This window comes from Streptococcus sp. SK140 (genome assembly GCF_000259525.1).
In the GTDB taxonomy this organism is placed as follows: Bacteria; Bacillota; Bacilli; order Lactobacillales; family Streptococcaceae; genus Streptococcus.
Genome location: NZ_AJML01000027.1, coordinates 116586 through 135152, shown reverse-complemented (window position 1 = coordinate 135152; position 18567 = coordinate 116586). Strand labels below are relative to the sequence as shown.

Annotated in this window: 19 protein-coding genes; 8 read left to right on the top strand and 11 right to left on the bottom strand. The window is 41.7% G+C overall.

Going from position 1 to position 18567, the window contains the following annotated elements; translation table 11 throughout:
* The first annotated feature begins 77 nt into the window (after positions 1–77).
* The 8 genes from HMPREF1116_RS08180 (at position 78) to HMPREF1116_RS11900 (ending at position 5762) form a co-directional block, all read left to right on the top strand.
* Entirely contained in the window at positions 78–800 is a 723-nt protein-coding gene (locus HMPREF1116_RS08180; protein ID WP_000619160.1) for a metal ABC transporter ATP-binding protein, read from the top strand.
* Positions 797–1645 carry a metal ABC transporter permease gene (locus HMPREF1116_RS08175; protein WP_000559796.1) on the top strand — a complete coding sequence of 283 codons (849 nt, stop codon included), beginning with the start codon at positions 797–799 and terminating at the stop codon, positions 1643–1645. Before HMPREF1116_RS08180 ends, HMPREF1116_RS08175 begins: the two co-directional genes overlap by 4 nt.
* A gap of 31 nt (positions 1646–1676) precedes the next feature.
* Positions 1677–2606, top strand: a complete 930-nt coding sequence (locus HMPREF1116_RS08170) for a metal ABC transporter substrate-binding protein (RefSeq protein WP_000733053.1) — start codon at positions 1677–1679, stop codon at positions 2604–2606.
* Between the two features lie 118 nt (positions 2607–2724).
* On the top strand, positions 2725–3219 hold the full coding sequence (gene tpx / locus HMPREF1116_RS08165; RefSeq protein ID WP_000206531.1) for a thiol peroxidase: 495 nt from the start codon (positions 2725–2727) through the stop codon (positions 3217–3219).
* 89 nt (positions 3220–3308) lie between these two features.
* Entirely contained in the window at positions 3309–3959 is a 651-nt protein-coding gene (locus HMPREF1116_RS08160) for a metal-dependent transcriptional regulator (RefSeq protein ID WP_000188526.1), read from the top strand.
* A 118-nt stretch (positions 3960–4077) separates the two neighbouring features.
* On the top strand, positions 4078–4788 hold the full coding sequence (locus tag HMPREF1116_RS08155) for a nicotinamide mononucleotide transporter (RefSeq protein ID WP_000749115.1): 711 nt from the start codon (positions 4078–4080) through the stop codon (positions 4786–4788).
* 128 nt (positions 4789–4916) lie between these two features.
* Positions 4917–5330, top strand: coding sequence for a hypothetical protein (locus tag HMPREF1116_RS08150; protein ID WP_000792893.1), 414 nt, complete (start codon positions 4917–4919; stop codon positions 5328–5330).
* 18 nt (positions 5331–5348) lie between these two features.
* Positions 5349–5762: a hypothetical protein gene (locus tag HMPREF1116_RS11900; protein WP_000720876.1), complete on the top strand. Its 414-nt coding sequence runs from the start codon at positions 5349–5351 to the stop codon at positions 5760–5762.
* Positions 5763–5799: 37 nt separating this feature from the next.
* On the opposite strand, the gene dtd is transcribed toward HMPREF1116_RS11900, so the two are convergent.
* The 11 genes from dtd to metF all read right to left on the bottom strand — a co-directional run bounded on the left by dtd (position 5800) and on the right by metF (position 18540).
* Positions 5800–6243: a D-aminoacyl-tRNA deacylase gene (gene dtd, locus HMPREF1116_RS08145; RefSeq protein ID WP_000707054.1), complete on the bottom strand. Its 444-nt coding sequence runs from the start codon at positions 6241–6243 to the stop codon at positions 5800–5802.
* A gap of 30 nt (positions 6244–6273) precedes the next feature.
* Positions 6274–8490: a RelA/SpoT family protein gene (locus HMPREF1116_RS08140; RefSeq protein WP_001123766.1), complete on the bottom strand. Its 2217-nt coding sequence runs from the start codon at positions 8488–8490 to the stop codon at positions 6274–6276.
* Positions 8491–8634: 144 nt separating this feature from the next.
* On the bottom strand, positions 8635–9765 hold the full coding sequence (locus HMPREF1116_RS08135) for an ABC transporter ATP-binding protein (RefSeq protein ID WP_000229955.1): 1131 nt from the start codon (positions 9763–9765) through the stop codon (positions 8635–8637).
* A gap of 113 nt (positions 9766–9878) precedes the next feature.
* Positions 9879–10748, bottom strand: coding sequence for a helix-turn-helix domain-containing protein (locus tag HMPREF1116_RS08130; RefSeq protein WP_000560733.1), 870 nt, complete (start codon positions 10746–10748; stop codon positions 9879–9881).
* A gap of 2 nt (positions 10749–10750) precedes the next feature.
* Positions 10751–11137: a Mini-ribonuclease 3 gene (locus HMPREF1116_RS08125; RefSeq protein WP_000567905.1), complete on the bottom strand. Its 387-nt coding sequence runs from the start codon at positions 11135–11137 to the stop codon at positions 10751–10753.
* A complete protein-coding gene (cysS, locus tag HMPREF1116_RS08120) occupies positions 11130–12473 on the bottom strand; it encodes a cysteine--tRNA ligase (RefSeq protein WP_025171287.1) in 1344 nt (447 codons plus the stop codon). The genes HMPREF1116_RS08125 and cysS overlap by 8 nt, the downstream gene beginning before the upstream one ends.
* Before the next feature lie 229 nt (positions 12474–12702).
* Positions 12703–13464 carry a nucleoside phosphorylase gene (locus tag HMPREF1116_RS08115; RefSeq protein ID WP_000923419.1) on the bottom strand — a complete coding sequence of 254 codons (762 nt, stop codon included), beginning with the start codon at positions 13462–13464 and terminating at the stop codon, positions 12703–12705.
* 3 nt (positions 13465–13467) lie between these two features.
* Complete coding sequence (locus tag HMPREF1116_RS08110) at positions 13468–14334, bottom strand: GNAT family N-acetyltransferase (RefSeq protein WP_000613636.1); 867 nt, start codon at positions 14332–14334, stop codon at positions 13468–13470.
* An 11-nt stretch (positions 14335–14345) separates the two neighbouring features.
* Entirely contained in the window at positions 14346–14963 is a 618-nt protein-coding gene (cysE, locus tag HMPREF1116_RS08105; protein ID WP_000539996.1) for a serine O-acetyltransferase, read from the bottom strand.
* Between the two features lie 15 nt (positions 14964–14978).
* Positions 14979–17201: a polyribonucleotide nucleotidyltransferase gene (pnp, locus tag HMPREF1116_RS08100; RefSeq protein ID WP_000166414.1), complete on the bottom strand. Its 2223-nt coding sequence runs from the start codon at positions 17199–17201 to the stop codon at positions 14979–14981.
* Between the two features lie 478 nt (positions 17202–17679).
* Complete coding sequence (metF, locus tag HMPREF1116_RS08095) at positions 17680–18540, bottom strand: methylenetetrahydrofolate reductase [NAD(P)H] (protein WP_000089954.1); 861 nt, start codon at positions 18538–18540, stop codon at positions 17680–17682.
* Between the last annotated feature and the right edge of the window lie 27 nt (positions 18541–18567).

The window sequence follows — 18567 nt, the reverse complement described above, 5'->3', positions numbered from 1 at the left end:
TTTTAAATTTTTACAAAAATTAACTTGACTTAAAAATAAAATTAAGGTATATTAAAAATTAGGAGGAATATAACTGTATGATACGTATCGAAAACCTCAGTGTCTCCTACAAAGAAACGTTGGCACTAAAGGATATTTCACTAGTGCTCCAAGGACCAACAATTACCGGTATCATTGGTCCAAACGGTGCTGGGAAATCAACATTATTAAAAGGGATACTGGGAATTATCCCACATCAAGGTCAGGCATTTCTCGATGACAAGGAAGTTAAAAAATCCTTACATCGAATCGCCTATGTCGAACAAAAAATCAATATCGACTACAACTTTCCCATCAAGGTCAAGGAATGCGTCTCGTTAGGACTATTTCCCTCTATTCCTCTCTTTCGAAGTTTAAATGCTAAACATTGGAAGAAAGTGCAAGAAGCCCTTGAAATCGTCGGCCTAGCTGACTACGCTGAACGGCAAATCAGTCAACTGTCTGGAGGTCAATTCCAGCGGGTCTTGATTGCCAGATGTTTGGTGCAGGAAGCCGACTATATCCTCTTGGATGAACCCTTTGTTGGGATTGACTCAGTCAGTGAGGAAATCATCATGAATACGCTGAGAGATCTGAAAAAAGCTGGGAAGACGGTTCTCATCGTCCACCACGACCTCAGCAAGGTTCCCCACTACTTCGATCAAGTCTTGCTTGTCAATCGAGAAGTGATTGCTTTTGGTCCGACCAAAGAAACCTTTACCGAAGCCAATCTTAAAGAAGCTTACGGTAATCGACTCTTTTTCAATGGAGGTGACCTATGATTGCAGAATTTATAGATGGATTGCAGAACTTCCACTTTCTCCAAAATGCCTTGATAACAGCTATTGTTATCGGGGTCGTAGCTGGAGCTGTAGGATGTTTCATCATTCTACGCGGGATGTCACTCATGGGAGATGCCATTTCACATGCTGTCTTGCCAGGTGTAGCCCTCTCCTTCATCTTGGGCCTTGACTTCTTTATCGGAGCCATTGTCTTTGGACTACTAGCTGCTATCATCATTACCTACATCAAGGGGAACTCGATTATCAAAAGCGATACCGCCATCGGCATTACCTTTTCTTCTTTCTTAGCCCTCGGTATCATCTTGATTAGTGTCGCTAAAAGTTCAACTGACCTTTTCCATATTCTTTTTGGTAATATCCTGGCAGTCCAAGATACGGATATGTTTATTACTATGGGTGTAGGAGCAGCCATTCTCTTGTTAATCTGGATTTTCTTCAAGCAACTCTTGATCACTTCCTTTGATGAACTCTTGGCTAAGGCCATGGGAATGCCTGTCAATTTCTATCACTACTTACTCATGGTACTCCTAACTCTCGTGTCTGTGACAGCTATGCAAAGTGTCGGAACTATCCTGATTGTAGCCATGCTGATTACCCCAGCAGCAACTGCTTATCTCTATGCTAATAGCCTGAAAAGTATGATTTTCCTTTCCTCAACCTTTGGAGCTACAGCTTCAGTTTTGGGACTCTTTATCGGCTATAGCTTTAACGTTGCGGCAGGTTCTAGTATCGTGCTTACAGCCGCTAGTTTCTTTCTTATTAGCTTCTTTATCGCTCCAAAACAACGATATTTGAAACTGAAAAATAAACATTTGTTAAAATAAGGGGCAAAACCCCACTAAATTGGAGGATCTAATGAAAAAATTAGGTACATTGCTGATTCTCTTTCTTTCCGTCATTGCTCTTGTAGCATGTTCTAGTGGAAAGAAAGATGCAGCTTCTGGTCAAAAACTAAAAGTTGTTGCCACAAACTCAATCATCGCTGATATTACTAAAAATATTGCTGGTGATAAGATTGATCTTCACAGTATCGTTCCTGTTGGTCAAGACCCACACGAATACGAACCACTTCCTGAAGATGTCAAGAAAACTTCTCAAGCTGATTTGATTTTCTACAACGGTATCAACCTTGAAACTGGTGGCAATGCTTGGTTTACAAAATTGGTAGAAAATGCTAAGAAAACTGAAAACAAAGACTACTTTGCAGTCAGCGAAGGCGTTGATGTTATCTACCTTGAAGGCCAAAACGAAAAAGGCAAAGAAGACCCACACGCTTGGCTCAACCTTGAAAACGGGATGATTTATGCGCAAAATATTGCCAAACAGCTCATCGCAAAAGACCCTGACAACAAGGAATTCTACGAAAAAAATCTCAAAGAATACACTGAAAAACTTGATGCCCTAGACAAGGAAGCCAAAGAGAAATTTAACACTATCCCTGCTGATAAGAAACTCATCGTAACCAGCGAAGGATGCTTCAAATACTTCTCTAAAGCTTACGGCGTACCAAGTGCATACATCTGGGAAATCAATACCGAAGAAGAAGGAACTCCTGACCAAATCAAGACCTTGGTTGAAAAACTTCGTCAAACAAAAGTTCCATCACTCTTTGTCGAATCCAGTGTCGATGACCGTCCAATGAAGACAGTTTCACAAGACACAAACATCCCAATCTATGCTCAAATCTTTACAGATTCTATCGCTGAAGAAGGCAAAGAAGGCGATAGCTACTACAACATGATGAAATACAATCTTGAAAAGATTGCTGAAGGTTTGTCTAAATAAATTTCTAAAAACGTCGTTCTCCTTGAATTGGCGTTTTTGTCTAATCAATTTTCAGTCAAACTATTGGAAAAGTCTGAACATTTAATGTAGAATGAAAGAAAAAAGATTGGAGTAGCTTATGACTACATTCCTTGGAAATCCTGTAACTTTCACAGGAAAACAACTACAAGTAGGAGACAAGGCCCTTGACTTTTCTCTAACAACAACTGACCTTTCTAAAAAATCACTGGCTGACTTTGATGGTAAGAAAAAGATTTTGAGTGTCATTCCTTCTATCGACACTGGTATCTGCTCACTTCAGACTCGTCGCTTTAACCAAGAATTGGCTAGCTTGGACAACACTGTTGTCCTTACTGTTTCTATGGACCTTCCATTTGCTCAAAAACGTTGGTGTGGCGCAGAGGGAATTGAAAATGCCATCATGCTCTCAGACTACTTCGACCACTCTTTTGGACGTGATTACGCGCTCTTAATCAATGAATGGCATCTGCTTGCACGCGCAGTCTTTGTTCTTGATACTGACAATATCATCCGCTATGTCGAATACGTGGATAATATCAACAGCGAACCAAACTTTGAAGCCGCGATTGAAGCAGCAAAGTCGCTTGACTAAAAGAAAGACCACTTATAACAAGGCAGAAAGCTAGAGAAATCTAGCTTTTTTTGGTATACTAGATGGAGATAATAAACAAGGAAATGCGAATGACACCAAATAAAGAAGATTACTTAAAATGTATTTATGAGATTGGCATGGAACTTCCTAAGATTACCAATAAGGAAATTGCTGCTCGAATGCAGGTATCTCCTCCAGCTGTAACCGAAATGATCAAGCGCATGCAGTCCGAAAATCTCATCTTAAAAGACAAGAAAAAAGGATACTTATTGACTGATATTGGTTTAAAACTTGTATCTGAGCTCTATCGTAAACACCGTTTGATTGAGGTTTTTCTGGTGCACCATCTAGACTATACCAGCGACCAAATTCATGAGGAAGCCGAGGTATTAGAACATACGGTTTCAGACTTTTTTGTCGAGAGATTAGACAAAATGTTAGGCTTTCCAAAAACCTGTCCCCATGGAGGAACTATTCCTGCCAAGGGAGAGCTTTTAGTTGAGATCAATAACCTTCCTCTCTCTGATATCAAAGAAGCAGGAACTTATCTACTGACTAGGGTCCATGATAGCTTTGAACTTCTCCAGTATTTGGAAAAACACAGCATCCATATTGGAGACCAACTCCAAGTCAAGCAGTTTGACGGCTTCTCTAATACCTTCACTCTGATTCACAAGAATGAAGAACTCCAAGTCAGCCTAGAAATCGCCAAACAGCTCTATGTTGAAAAACTGAACTAATTTCTCAAGTCCCCTACCAACCCTGAAAGCTTGATTTTCAGGGTTTTATTTCTAGCATTTGATGTTACTCTCGTTTTGTTGTAGAATGTTTGTAAAAAAAAGAAAGATATTTTAACCTATGAAAAAATCACTAAAAATTTTTGCGACATCCAAATGGTTTGACCTCTTTGGGGTTGCTCTGGTCGTTGGAATTGCGATCGCATCTGGTTACCTCAACTCCCGTCTCGATAAATTCGTAGACTGGGGCCCATGGACTGCCCTTGTGCCCTTTGGATTGATTTCCGTAACCAACGTTGGGATTTCCATGTTGTCCACTCGTTTCACGGGAAAATTAAGCAAATGGGGAAATTACTTTGGCATTGTCAATACGATTTTGTCCGGCACCATTGACTATATCCTTGGAAATAAGGCGGCCATTATCACCTATCCTGTCACCTTCCTCATTTATACCTTTGCTATTAAGAAATGGGAAGCTTCGCAAGAAGGCAGACCCAACCAAATGAGCCAAAAACAGATAAAATTAGCTGCCATCATCATTTCAATCATCGCCTTCCTCTTTGCATTTATGACCAACTATATCGGCTATGGAGGAAAGATGAATCTCCTTGCCTACGTAACAACTATTGCCTTTGCATTCTCCCTCATTGCCAATGCTTTGAATGCATTGAAACTGACAACTCAGTGGGGATTTTGGTTGATTTACAATTTCGTTCAGCTGACAAAGGCTGGCATTCAAGGAAACTTTGCCAATATCGGAAAATACATCTTTTATATCCTCAATGCAATCGGAGCTTTATTTGTCTGGAATGATGAAGAAGTGGAAAAATAGAAGGAAACTCAAATAAAGAAAGCAAGCCGACTTAATAGAATCTCCTTACTAAAATTTTTTATCATTTTACTTGTAACTCCCATTCTTTTGGAGTAGAATGAAGCTAGATAAAAGAGGGAGGTCATCTTATGAAAAATCTCTTTAGAATCCATTTTACAGCCATCGTAGTCAGCGATTTGCTACTGTTGGTAACTTTCAGACCCCGATACGAACTTTCTTTGGAGAGAGGCCTGATTTTTTGCTTCATTTTCATCCTTGCTCAAGGACTACTGCTATTTCGCTTGGTCAATCGACTCAAAAAACATTTCTCTGAGATTTATCCTCAGATGAACAAAAAAATTCGCCTTTACTACTTAGAGATTCTCTCCGCTGACCTACTATTATTTGTCTTTTTAGCCATCACTGGCCCTCAACATTTTTACTCTCTTACTCCAGTCTTTACTTCCTGTCATTCTACTTTTTATTATATAACGGCCAGCCACCTAAGAGAAAACTATCCAGACTTTTATGACAAACATATCTCTTTGTGGGAGTGTCTCTAAGGAAAAAAAGGTTTTATCATGAAAAAAATCATCTCCATCAAAACCATTCAACTCCTCATCATCGATGGAATCATGCTGGCATTTTTGACATTTAAAGAGGGGCTCACTTGGGATTGGATTTTGATTTACAATGGTTGGCTCATCTTCTTTCACCCTGTGCTGTTTACCTATCTTTCCAACCAACTTTGTGACCACTTTAGTCAACTCTATTCCCAGATTAGATCGAGATTCTGGCGTTTTGCCTTACAAATCCTCCTATGGGATAACCTGATAATTCTCTCCTTGCTGTTTTTAAGTGGTATCCCACTTTTCCTTCAGGGAAGTCTCCTCATCCTAGGATATCTCATCCCTTCCTATCGCACCTGCCAAAGCCTGAAAAGAGACTTCCCCCAAGCCTATCAAGAACCCATTTCATTTTGGAATATTTTGTGATAGATAAGAAAAACCAAGCCCGCGAGCTTGGTTTTTCTTATCTATTTTTGGTGTCAAGGATGATGGTTACTGGGCCATCATTGACCAGTTCCACCTGCATATCTGCTCCAAAGACTCCTGTCTCAACAGGAACTTCCTTGGCTAGTTCTTGGTTAAATTCTTGATAGAAAGCTTCCGCCATATCCGGTTTAGCAGCGCCTGTAAAGGCTGGACGATTGCCTTTTTTGGTATCTGCAAACAGAGTAAACTGAGAGATGGAGAGGATTTGGCCTTGAATATCCTTAACCGATAAGTTCATCTTGCCTTCAGCATCTGAGAAAATCCGCATATTGACAAGCTTTCTGACTGCATAATCCAAATCTTCTTTTTGATCCTCAGGTCCAACACCTACTAAGAGTAAGAGCCCCTGCTGGATTTTCCCATATACTTGACCTTCAATAGAAACTTGAGCTTTCTTGACACGCTGAACGACAATTTTCATAGCAATCCTTTCTGATGATATCAAGCCAACTTAACCATTGGTACGTTTAACCGAGTAGACTTCTGGTACACTCTTAATCTTATCAACTACGGTGGTCAGCATTGAAAGATTTGAAATTCCAAAGGAAACATGGATATTAGCAAATTTCATATCCTTGGTTGGTTGGGCATTAACTGTTGAGATATTCTTAGTTGTATTTGATAGGACTTGCAAGATATCATTCAATAGACCAGAACGGTTGAGTCCATAGATGTCAATATGAGCCATATATTCCTTACTTGAGAATTGGTCTTCCCATTCAACATCTAGTAGACGTTGTTCGTAGTTTTCCTGTGAACGAAGGTTCATACAGTCCACACGGTGGATGGCAACTCCACGTCCTTTTGTAATATAGCCGACGATATCATCACCTGGAACAGGGTTACAACATTTGGCAATCCGGATCAAGAGCCCAGAAGCACCTTGGATGACTACTCCACCCTCATGCTTAACCTTAAGCGTGTCCTTGTTCTCCACCTTGACTTCGCCACCCTTGACCAGTTCTTCAGCTTCTGCCTTAGCTTTGGCACGCTCTTCTTCACGACGTTCCTTCTCAGTCAAACGGTTAAAGACAGTGATGGCTCCGATTTCTCCAAAACCAATCGCAGCAAATAGCGCTTCCTCTGTCTTGTAGCTGGTTTTTTGAAGGACTTCATCCATGTGGCGTTTGTCCATAAATTTATTGGCCACATAGCCATTTTCTTGGAGCTGACTAATCAGCAATTCACGGCCTTTATTGATGGACAATTCTTTGTCTTGGTTTTTAAAAAACTGACGAATTTTATTGCGTGCCTTGCTGGTCTTGACCATATTGAGCCAGTCACGGCTTGGTCCAAATGAATTTGGATTAGTGATGATTTCAACCTGGTCACCCGTTTTTAACTTGGTCGTCAATGGAACCATGCGGCCATTAACCTTGGCACCAGTCGCTTTTTCCCCAATCTTTGTATGAATTTCATAAGCAAAGTCAATCGGACCTGAATCTTTTGGAAGTGAACGGACCGCCCCATCTGGAGTAAAGACATAAATCTCCTCAGCCAGATAGTTTTCCTTGACAGTATCCACAAATTCCTTGGCATCATCTGCTTGATCTTGGAGCTCCATCATCTCCTTGATCCAGTTCATTCCAATAGCAGATTCCTTGCTATTAACCTGACCCTTGATTCCTTTTTTGTAAGCCCAGTGAGCCGCAACCCCGTACTCAGCAACCTCGTGCATCTCCTTAGTACGAATCTGGAACTCAATCGGCCCTTTTGGTCCATAAACAGTCGTATGGATAGACTGGTAACCATTGGCCTTACGATTGGCAATATAGTCTTTAAAACGTCCCGGCATCGGTTTCCAAAGCTCATGAACGTAGCCCAACATCGCATAGACATCACTCTGAGTGTCTAGGATACAACGAATAGCAATCAGGTCATAGATCTCCTCAAAGCGTTTTTTCTTGTCCTGCATCTTGCGATAGATAGAGTAGATATGCTTTGGACGACCGTAGATTTTTCCTGTAAGATGGCGCTCAGATGAGTATTCCTCGAGTTTCGTCACAACTTCATCGACCAAGGCTTCACGCTCTTGACGTTTTTCCTTCATCATGTGACTAATCTTGTAAAATTCAGTTGGATTGAGATAACGGAAAGAGAGATCTTCCAGTTCCCACTTCACACTTGAAATCCCCAGACGGTGAGCAAGTGGTGCATAGATTTCCATCGTTTCTCTGGAAATACGTTCCTGCTTGTCCTTACGAAGGTGCTTAAGGGTGCGCATATTATGCAGGCGGTCAGATAGTTTGACCAAGATAACACGGATATCTTCTGACATAGCCATGAGCATCTTGCGATGATTCTCAGCCAGCTGCTCCTCGATAGACTTATACTCAACCTTACCAAGCTTGGTAACACCATCTACAATCACTCGAACATCGTGACCAAATTCGCGTTCTAAGTCATCTAAAGTAGCATCTGTGTCTTCTACCACGTCATGCAAAAAACCACAGGCAACAGTGACAGCATCTAGCTTGAGTTTAGCCAAGATACCTGCTACCTGAATAGGGTGGATAATATAAGGCTCACCTGATTTACGATATTGGCCACTATGGCATTCTACAGCGTAAACCAAGGCCTTGTGTACAAAAGCCACATCTTCTTTCGATAAATATTTTTGCGTTAAAGCGACGACTTCATCGCCTGAATAAATTACTTCTTTCGGCATGCATACTCTCCAATTCTTCCTACCATTTTAACACTTTTTTGAGGATATGAAAACTAGTAAAGCCCATTATGTAAGAGTTTGCTAAACTTGATAAAAAAACACTACTAGAAAAACTCTAGTAGTGCTCATTGTTTAAAATCTATCTTAGTAAACTGTTCTTTCAGTTTCTACGTCGAAGAAGTGTGCTTTGTTCAAGTCAAATCCAAGTTCAACTGTTGCACCTGCTTGCAAGTAGTCACGAGCGTCAACTTTTGCAACGAATTCATCTTTACCAACTTGGCAGTATAGGTGAGATTCTGAACCAAGCAATTCTGATACAGAGATTGTTGCTTTCACAACTGATTCTGGGAATGTTTCAAGGAAAGCAGGTTCTGCATTTACGTCTTCTGGACGGATACCGAAGATCAATTCTTTTCCTTCGTAGCCTTTTTCACGAAGAACTTTCAAAGCACCTTCTGGAACTTTCAAAGTAAATCCGTCAGCAGCGATGTGGTCACCATTCAATTTAACGTTGATGAAGTTCATAGCTGGGCTTCCGATAAATCCTGCTACGAATTTGTTCACTGGGTTTTTGTAAACTTCTTGAGGAGTACCGATTTGTTCAACACGTCCGATAGTACCTGTACCAGCAGGGTTTTTAGTTGCTGACATGATAACGATACGGTCTGCAAGTGTCATCGCTTCTGTTTGGTCGTGAGTTACGTAGATAGTTGTAGCTCCGATACGACGGTGGATTTTAGCAATTTCAGCACGCATGGATACACGAAGTTTAGCATCCAAGTTTGACAAAGGTTCGTCCATCAAGAATACTTTTGCATCACGGACGATCGCACGACCCATGGCAACACGTTGACGTTGACCACCTGAAAGGTCAGCTGGTTTACGATCCAAGAATTCTTTCAAACCAAGAATTTCAGCTGCTTCTTGTACACGTTTGTCAATGTCTTCTTTGCTGTATTTACGCAATTTCAAACCAAAAGCCATGTTATCGTATACAGTCATGTGTGGGTAAAGAGCGTAGTTTTGGAATACCATGGCAATGTCACGGTCTTTTGGAGCCACGTCGTTGACAACCACGCCATCGATAGATGCAGTACCTTCTGTGATGTCTTCAAGACCTGCAATCATACGAAGTGTAGTTGATTTACCACATCCTGAAGGTCCTACGAAAACGATGAACTCTTTGTCTTTGATGTTCAAGTTGAAATCTTCAACTGAGTAGTGTTCGCTATTTGGATATTTTTTGTAAATATTTTTAAGATTTAATTCTACCATTTCGGTGAACTCCTTTTGTCATTTGATAGTTTTATTATAGATGAAAACGCTTTACATTTCTATGGCAAGGTGACCAAAAAAATAAAAAAGTTCTGTGCAACTTGCACAAAACTTTAGATTATATCTGGTAAAATAAACTGATAACACAAGGTCAAATCAGTCAATTCTTTCAACTGCAGTCCTGTCAGTTCTTCCCACTTATCAATCTTGTATTGGAGAGAATTGCGGTGCAGATAGAGCTGCTGTGCTGTTTTAGTCAGGACTGCACTGTTTTCCCACAGTGAAAGGATGATTTCCTGAATCTGATCCTGGTCCACAATCATCTGATGCAGATATTCCTTGACAACTCGGAGATCCACGATTCTTTCACCCATACTCCACAGATAGAGTTGAGAAAAAGTATGGAACCCTTGATGCCCTTGTCGCCACCAGTTTTTGAACAAATCACGTTCTGCTTTGATGAGATCTGACAGAGTCTGATATCCTGTCTGTGACCAGACCTGACCTAACATGATGGATAAACGTACTCCAAAGTCATATTCTACGGCTTCCAAGGTATCCATCAAGATAGAGCGAACTGATGTGTACTTATCCTGTTGGAGAACAAAAATGTAATCCTGCGCTCCCACCTGAAGCACTGTTTGACAATTTGGAAAGAGGGTTCCCATCATCTCTAACCAAGACGTTAAATTCTCCTGTTGAAAATAAGATAGGTGACAATAGACAAGCTGCAATTTTTTAAAGTTTTGCGGTGCCTGTCCTTTTCCTTCAATGAGATAACTATACCAGGGATTGAGGGAAATGGTTTGCTCCTGTTTAGTTAAGAGAGCCACCAGTTGTTTTTCACGCTCACTAAGACTAGCTTCCTCAAGCAAAAGCCACTGATAATTTGACAGAGGTAGACTTAGATAACCCTCTTTATCAACTGGCTGATCTAAGATTTTACCATCAGGAAACCAATCCAGTAGTTCTTTTGCAATCATTTCTAGCCCTCCACTTTTTGGATGCACCAAGAAATCAAGTCTTCTAGGCGTTCCACATTTTCAGTCATATGAAGATAGCCCATGACCGCTTCAAAACCAGTAGACATACGATAGGTCACCACATCCGCATTCTTAGCCTTGGTATGACTGTTGGTATTGCGACCCCGTTTATAGATTTCTTCTTCTTTTTCCGTTAGGATTTCTTCTTCCAGCATGAGGGAAATCAAGTGTGCTTGAGCCTTAGCTGATACATACTTGGTTGCCTCTTGATGGAGTTTATTGGGCTTGGTCATACCTTTGAGAATGAGATGGCGACGAATATACATAGAATATACTGCATCTCCTTCAAAAGCTAGAGCAATCCCGTTAATGAGATTGACATCAATCACGTGTCCACCTCACTCCATCCTTGGTGTCAAGTAGCTTAATCCCTTGTGCAGCTAGTTGGTCACGGATTTGGTCAGCTGTCGCAAAGTCACGATTGGCACGCGCTTCTTGGCGTTTTTGAATCAAGGCTTCAATCTCTTCATCCAAAACTTCCTCAACAAAGACCACTCCAAAAACTTCTAACATGGCTGCAAGAGCTTCCTTAACGGTTGCATCATAGTTGCCTGAGTTGATCCATTTGGCCATTTCAAAGACAACTGTGATTCCATTAGCTGTATTGAAATCCTCATCCATAGCCGCTACAAACTTATCTTTAAATGCCTGTAACTCCTGAGCATATACAGTTCCAGTAAATGGTTGCTCGTAAGTATTTTTGAGATACTTAAGATTTGTCTCTGCATCACGAACTGCTTTTTCCGTAAAATTGATAGGCTTACGGTAGTGCTGAGTCGCAAAGAAGAAACGCAATACTTGACCGTCGATAGTTTTGAGAGCATCGTGTACCGTAATGAAGTTTCCCAAAGACTTAGACATCTTGACATTGTCGATATTGACAAAGCCATTGTGCATCCAGTAGTTGGCGAAGGTCTTGCCTGTTTTAGCTTCTGACTGGGCAATTTCATTTGTATGGTGAGGGAACTCAAGGTCTGCTCCACCACCGTGAATATCGATGGTATCTCCTAAAATCTCAGTTGACATGACTGAACACTCAATGTGCCAGCCTGGGCGACCTGGTCCCCATGGACTATCCCAAGAAATCTCACCTGGTTTGGCAGCTTTCCAGAGGGCAAAGTCCACAGGATTTTCCTTACGAGCTGTTTCCTCATCTGTACGACCTGAAGCACCTAGTTCCAAGTCTTCTAGGGTTTTATTGGCCAATTTAGCATAGTTATGAGATTTTTCTACACGAAAATAGACATCTCCTTGACTCTCATAAGCATAGCCTTTTTCAATCAAATCTTCCACAAAGCGGATGATGTCAGCCATAAACTCGACTACACGAGGATGACGAGTCGCAGGCTTCACCCCCAAAGCCGTCACATCCTCACGAAAGGCAGCAATATACTTGTCCGCTACTTCCTGAGGTGTGATACCTTCTTCCTTGGCACGGTTGATAATCTTATCATCCACATCCGTAAAGTTGGAAATGTAGGCAACCTCATAACCACGGTACTCAAAGTAGCGACGAATGGTATCGAAGGCTACTGTTGAGCGAGCATTCCCCACGTGGATATAGTTATAAACTGTCGGCCCACAGACATACATCTTAACCTTGCCGTCCTCGATTGGGACAAATTCTCGCAAATCACGAGACATGGTGTCATAGATTTTAATCATAAAATAATAGTCAGGAAAGCTAAAATTCATAAACAGATATTTTCATAACTAAACTGTTCAACTAAATTTTAGTCCGATTGCTAGTCACAAATCGGATTTCCTTGCTCCTTTCTAAACATAAAAGAAGAATACAGTAAAAAGATGAAGGGAGTCACTACGGAAGTTTTATTGCTATGTTTTCCGTTAGGCTCCCTTCCTTTCTTGTTTCGAATTTATCGTAAAGACTAGTCTAAACTAACTCTTGAGCAATGACTAGGGCAATCTCAAAGAAAGTCATAGCATCCGCTTTTCTATCCTCGCGTCTAGCATCCCATTCATGATTGTGATGGTCGACATAGTCAGCTGTGTAGAAAAATTGATAGACATTGGCTTGTCGATATTGGGCCCAGGCCATGATAGCTGAAGCTTCCATATCTACAACTCTAGCTCCTGCCGCTAGTCTTCGTTTGACCTTAGCAGCTGTCTCACGATAAAAGGCATCTGTGGTCCAAGACTTTGTTCGAATATGCTCAATACCAGCTTTATCCAAGGCTTTTTCCATATTTAAGAGTAGAGATCGCTCATAAGCTATTTCATCACTTGCTGGAGCATAGTGATAACTAGTACCTTCATCACGTAAAGCCGAGCTTGGTAGGATAATCTTATCTGCTTGAATAGACTGGTCTAGAACTCCACAAGACCCTAAAACAATAAAGTTCTTAAATCCTCTTGCTTTGAGTTCTTCTAAGAGTCCAACAACCATTGGAGCACCAATCGTAGCCATAGCAACTGCTACCTTACTCCCATCTTTTTCATAGATATACCATGGCAGTTTGCCATTTAGATTGGTAAGATAGCCACCTTCGTAGACACCATCTATCTGCTTTACTCGTTCAAGGATTTCTCCATTAAAAGACAAGATAATGGTATCACAGATTTCTCCACCACGAAGAAGGCTTCGATCAGTTGGCTCTATAACAGCAGGTACATTTTCAAATTCTTCTAATAGCATTTATTACTCTTTCGCATTCAGATAAACCACTTGGGTTTGTTTGACAAAGCCAATCTTTTCATATAAGCGTTTGGCACCTACGTTGCTGTCCTCTACTGCAATCTGAAATTCCTTATCATTTTGCTCAATCAGTTGGTTGACGAGGGATTTTGCTAGATAGCTCCCGTAACCTTGCCCACGATTGACTTCAGCAATCGCAAGTCCATAAAGGTAATTGCATTTTCCAGACACATCGACCGTACAAACGCCAATCACTTGACCTTCTTTGAGTAATATGTAAAGCAGACTATCAGGATCCTTCAAGGCCTCCGAAATGTATCTGTGGCTCACTTCCGGTGCTTCCACTTCATCAGAAAAGGTTTGGTGGTGGAGCTGGGCAATGGCTTCAAGATAAGAAGGTTCTGCCAAGAGCACATCGACATCCGAACGGGAATCTAATGCATAAGCAGTTCGATCACGTCCTAACCAGGTTTCTGTCTCTTCATCCTCGACCAATCCCCAGTTACTGACAAAATCAGGATGACGCTCTAGAAAAATACGTTCTGTCTGAAAAGTAACTGAACGAATAGAAAAAGCAGCCGTTTCTTTCTCAAAACTCGTAAACAAAGCACGCGCAATTCCCTGACGGCGATGATTTGGATGAACCAGTATCGTCACTTCCACATCTTGGTCATCAGCATATACAGTTAACAAACCAACAAGTTCGCCTTTTTCATAATAAAGGAAAAAGGCGGGCATGTTTGGGTCAAAATTAAGCATGTTAGAAAGATAGGGATCACGATAAGTTCCATCATAGGCTTGACAACAGTTAATTAGTTTTTTCGCCTCAGATAGCTCCTCATGGCTTAACTTATTTCTTGCTTGAATCATATAGGTATCCTCTACAGCTCGGACGATCTATGACTAGCATCTCTCGCTTGCTCGAGTTTATTGACGTAGTATTCCCGTTTTCCTTCAACTTCATGAATGGTGGGTTCATCCTTTTGTCCATGTACTCGAACAATCTTGGCAGGAATACCGACAACCGTCACATCACTAGGAACATCTGCTACGACAACCGCTGCAGCACCGACCTTGGCATTTTCACCGATTTCAACAGGTCCAATAACTTGAGCATGAGCAGAGATGAGAGCTCCTTTACGAACGGTCGGATGGCGTTTGCCAACATCCTTCCCTGTCCCGCCAAGAGTTACCCCGTGGTAGAGAAGAACTCCTTTTTCAACGATAGCCGTCTCCCCAATTACAAGACCTGAACCATGGTCGATAAAGACACCTGATTCAATCTGAGCTCCTGGGTGGATCTCAATCTGAGTCCAAAAACGCCAAAACTGGCTGTGCATACGAGCTAAGAGCTTAAAGCCATTCTTCCAGAGAAAATGAGAGAGACGGTGGGCAGCCAAGGCTTTCACACCAGGATAGGTCAATAGAACCTCCAAAGTGGTGCGAGCCGCTGGATCATTTTCTTTTACGATATCAATGGTTTCACGCCACCATCCCATACAATTCTCCTTTTCTTATTCTGAGTCTTTTGGTGTTTCTGTAGTTTCTTTCTTAGGTTTGTGATCCTTGTTGTGGTGACGAGGACGATCGCCATGACGATGACCCTTTTCACCTTTATCTTCTGAATGTTCAGGTTTCGGTGGACGTGGCAAGAGTGCTTTCATCGAAGCATCTACACGACCTTTTTCGTCAATCTTGATAATCTTAACATCCACTTCATCACCAATGGCTACCAAGTCTTCGACACGGTTAGTGCGAGTCCAAGCCATTTCAGAGATATGGACGAGGGCATCTGTCTTGTCAAAGAGGTTGACAAAGGCACCGAATTTTTCGATACGCACAACTTTGGCATGGTAAACTTCATCCACCTTCGCTTCACGAACCAAACCAGCAATGATTTCTTTAGCGCGGTTAATGGCAGCTTGGTCACTAGAGTAGATAGATACGTTACCTTCTTCGTCGATATCAATCTTAACGCCTGTTTCAGCGATGATCTTATCAATCGTTTCTCCACCTTTACCGATAACAATCTTAATCTTGTCCACATCAATCTTGATGGTATCAATTTTCGGAGCAGTTGGAGCCAATTCTGGACGAACTTCTGGAATAGTAGCTTCGATGACGTCAAGGATTTCAAAACGAGCTTTCTTGGCTTGGGCAAGAGCTTCAGTCAAGATTTCTGCAGTAATCCCTTGGATCTTGATATCCATTTGAAGGGCTGTAATCCCATCGCGAGTACCTGCAACCTTGAAGTCCATATCTCCAAAGTGGTCTTCCAAACCTTGGATATCTGTCAATACAGTGTAGTTGTTTCCATCTGAAATCAGACCCATGGCAATACCTGCTACTGGTGCCTTGATTGGCACACCACCTGCCATAAGGGCAAGAGTACCCGCACAGATAGACGCTTGTGAAGAAGAACCATTTGATTCCAAGACTTCTGCTACCAAACGGATAGCGTATGGGAATTCTTCCAAGCTTGGCAATACTTGAGCAAGAGCACGCTCACCGAGAGCACCGTGACCAATTTCACGACGACCTGGTGCACCGTAACGGCCAGTTTCACCAACAGAGTATTGTGGGAAGTTATAGTGGTGCATAAAGCGTTTCTTGTACTCTGGATCCAAACCATCGATGATTTGCGTTTCACCCATTGGCGCCAAAGTCAAGATAGAAAGAGCCTGAGTTTGTCCACGAGTAAAGAGACCTGAACCATGTACGCGAGGAAGGAAGTCAACCTGAGCATCCAAAGGACGGATTTCATCGACCTTACGGCCGTCAGGACGAACCTTGTCTTCTGTGATCAAACGGCGCACTTCTGCATGTTCCATTTGTTCCAAGATTTCAGCCACATCCCGCATGATACGGTCAAATTCTTCGTGGTCTGCATATTTTTCTTCGTAAACTGCTGTTACTTGATCTTTCACTGCTTGAGTTGCAGCTTCACGCGCCAATTTTTCTTCAACTTGAACCGCTTTTTGGAGGTCACTGTTGTAGGCTGCGATGATTTCAGCTTGCAAGTCAGCATCCACATGAAGCAATTCTACTTCTGCTTTTTCTTTACCGACTGCCGCAACGATTTCTTCTTGGAAGGCAATCAATTCTTTAACGGCTTCGTGTCCTTTAAGAAGAGCTTCCAACATGATTTCTTCTGACAATTCTTTGGCACCAGATTCTACCATGTTGATAGCGTGCTTCGTACCTGCTACTGTCAATTCAAGAAGCGATTGCTCTGCTTGTTCTTGAGTAGGATTGATGACGATTTCCCCATCAACATAACCCACTTGTACCCCAGCGATTGGTCCGTCAAATGGAATGTCTGAGATAGACAAAGCCAATGATGAACCAAACATGGCAGCCATTGGTGCAGATGCATTTTCATCGTAAGAAAGAACTGTGTTGATGACTTGCACTTCGTTACGGAAACCTTCCGCAAACATTGGACGGATTGGACGGTCAATCAAACGCGCTGTCAAGGTCGCATCTGTTGAAGGACGTCCTTCACGTTTCATAAAGCCACCAGGAAACTTCCCAGCCGCATACATTTTTTCTTCGTAGTTGACTTGAAGTGGGAAGAAATCCCCAGTTGCCATCTTCTTAGACATAACGGCAGCAGTCAAGACAGTTGACTCACCGTAACGCACGACAACAGAGCCATTTGCTTGCTTAGCAACCTGACCAGTCTCTACGATCAACTCACGACCCGCAAAAGTCGTTTGAAACACTTGTTTTGTCATTTTAATCCCCTTTGGATTGATAAAATTATACGCCTTGCCTACAAAGATCAAGATACAAATCATTAGAAAGGTTTGATACTAAAGCATCTAAACCTTTCACGCTAATCGCTATCAGGCGATTAGCTAAATGCTTTACTAACTCTCTCGTCAAATAATATCGATTTGACTCGCTCGTGTCGCTCTTCCTACCGTTAGTCATCAGAAAGGATTGATGCTAAAGCATCTAAGCCTTTCATGCTAATCGCTATTAGGCGATTAGCTAGATGCTTTACTAACTCCCTCGTCAAATGATATCGATTTGACTCGCTCGTGTCGCTAAACCTTGCAGTTTGAATGCATTGTATTATTTAATACCCTCATCTTTGTATCAAGTACGTACAGAGTCTATTTTATCATATTTTTCTTAAAAAGTGCGGTCTTTTCTATCAAAAAGGAACCATTCCTCTATGAAAAGAAGAATGGTTTGCTTTTTAATATTTTAAGATTGATGATTGAACAAGGCATGGGTTGCTTGGTGAATGTACTGAGCAGTATCTGCATTGTTCATAGTGTAGAGATGCACACCTGCTACGTCTTGCGTTACCAAGTCCACGATTTGGTCTACGGCATAGGCAAGTCCTGCTGCTCTGAGTGACTCAGGGTCATTCTCATACTTGTCTAAGATGGCTTTAAACTTACGTGGAAGATGGATATTCTCACAAGTCTTCAAGAGACGAAGAGCTTGGTTACGATTCAGGATTGGCATAATTCCTGCATGAATCGGTACATCAATCCCAGCCAAGGTGCACTTGTCCTGAAAATCGTAGAAACGCTCATTGTCAAAGAAAAGCTGAGTGACAAGACTTGAACAGCCTGCATCTACTTTTCTTTTCAGATTTTGAATATCTGAGATTTGGTTTGGTGAATCAGGGTGCCCTTCTGGGTAACAAGCTCCAATAATATCAAAATGTGGTGCCTGCTCCTTGATAAACTCAATCAAGTCTGTCGCATAACGAAAATCCTTTTGTGGCTCAACACCTGGAATGATATCTCCACGAAGGGCCAAGATTTTCTGAACCCCAACCTTATCCAAATCTGCAATAGTCTCAGCCACCTTATCCTTAGTCAAGTAGATAGCTGGCAAGTGAGCAATGGTTGGAATCTCCAAGTCATTTTGGATATAGTCTGCCAAACGAACCGTCGTCTCTTTGATATTAAATTTATTATTACTAGCAGTCACACTGATGAAGTGTGGTGCCAAGCCCTGCATGTCTTTCAGGGCTGCAATAATTTTGTCATTGCCTACTGCTGGGTTTGGAGGGAAAACTTCAAATGAGAGGGACGGTGTTTGACGTGACATATGTATGAACCTTTTCTAGTTGATTTC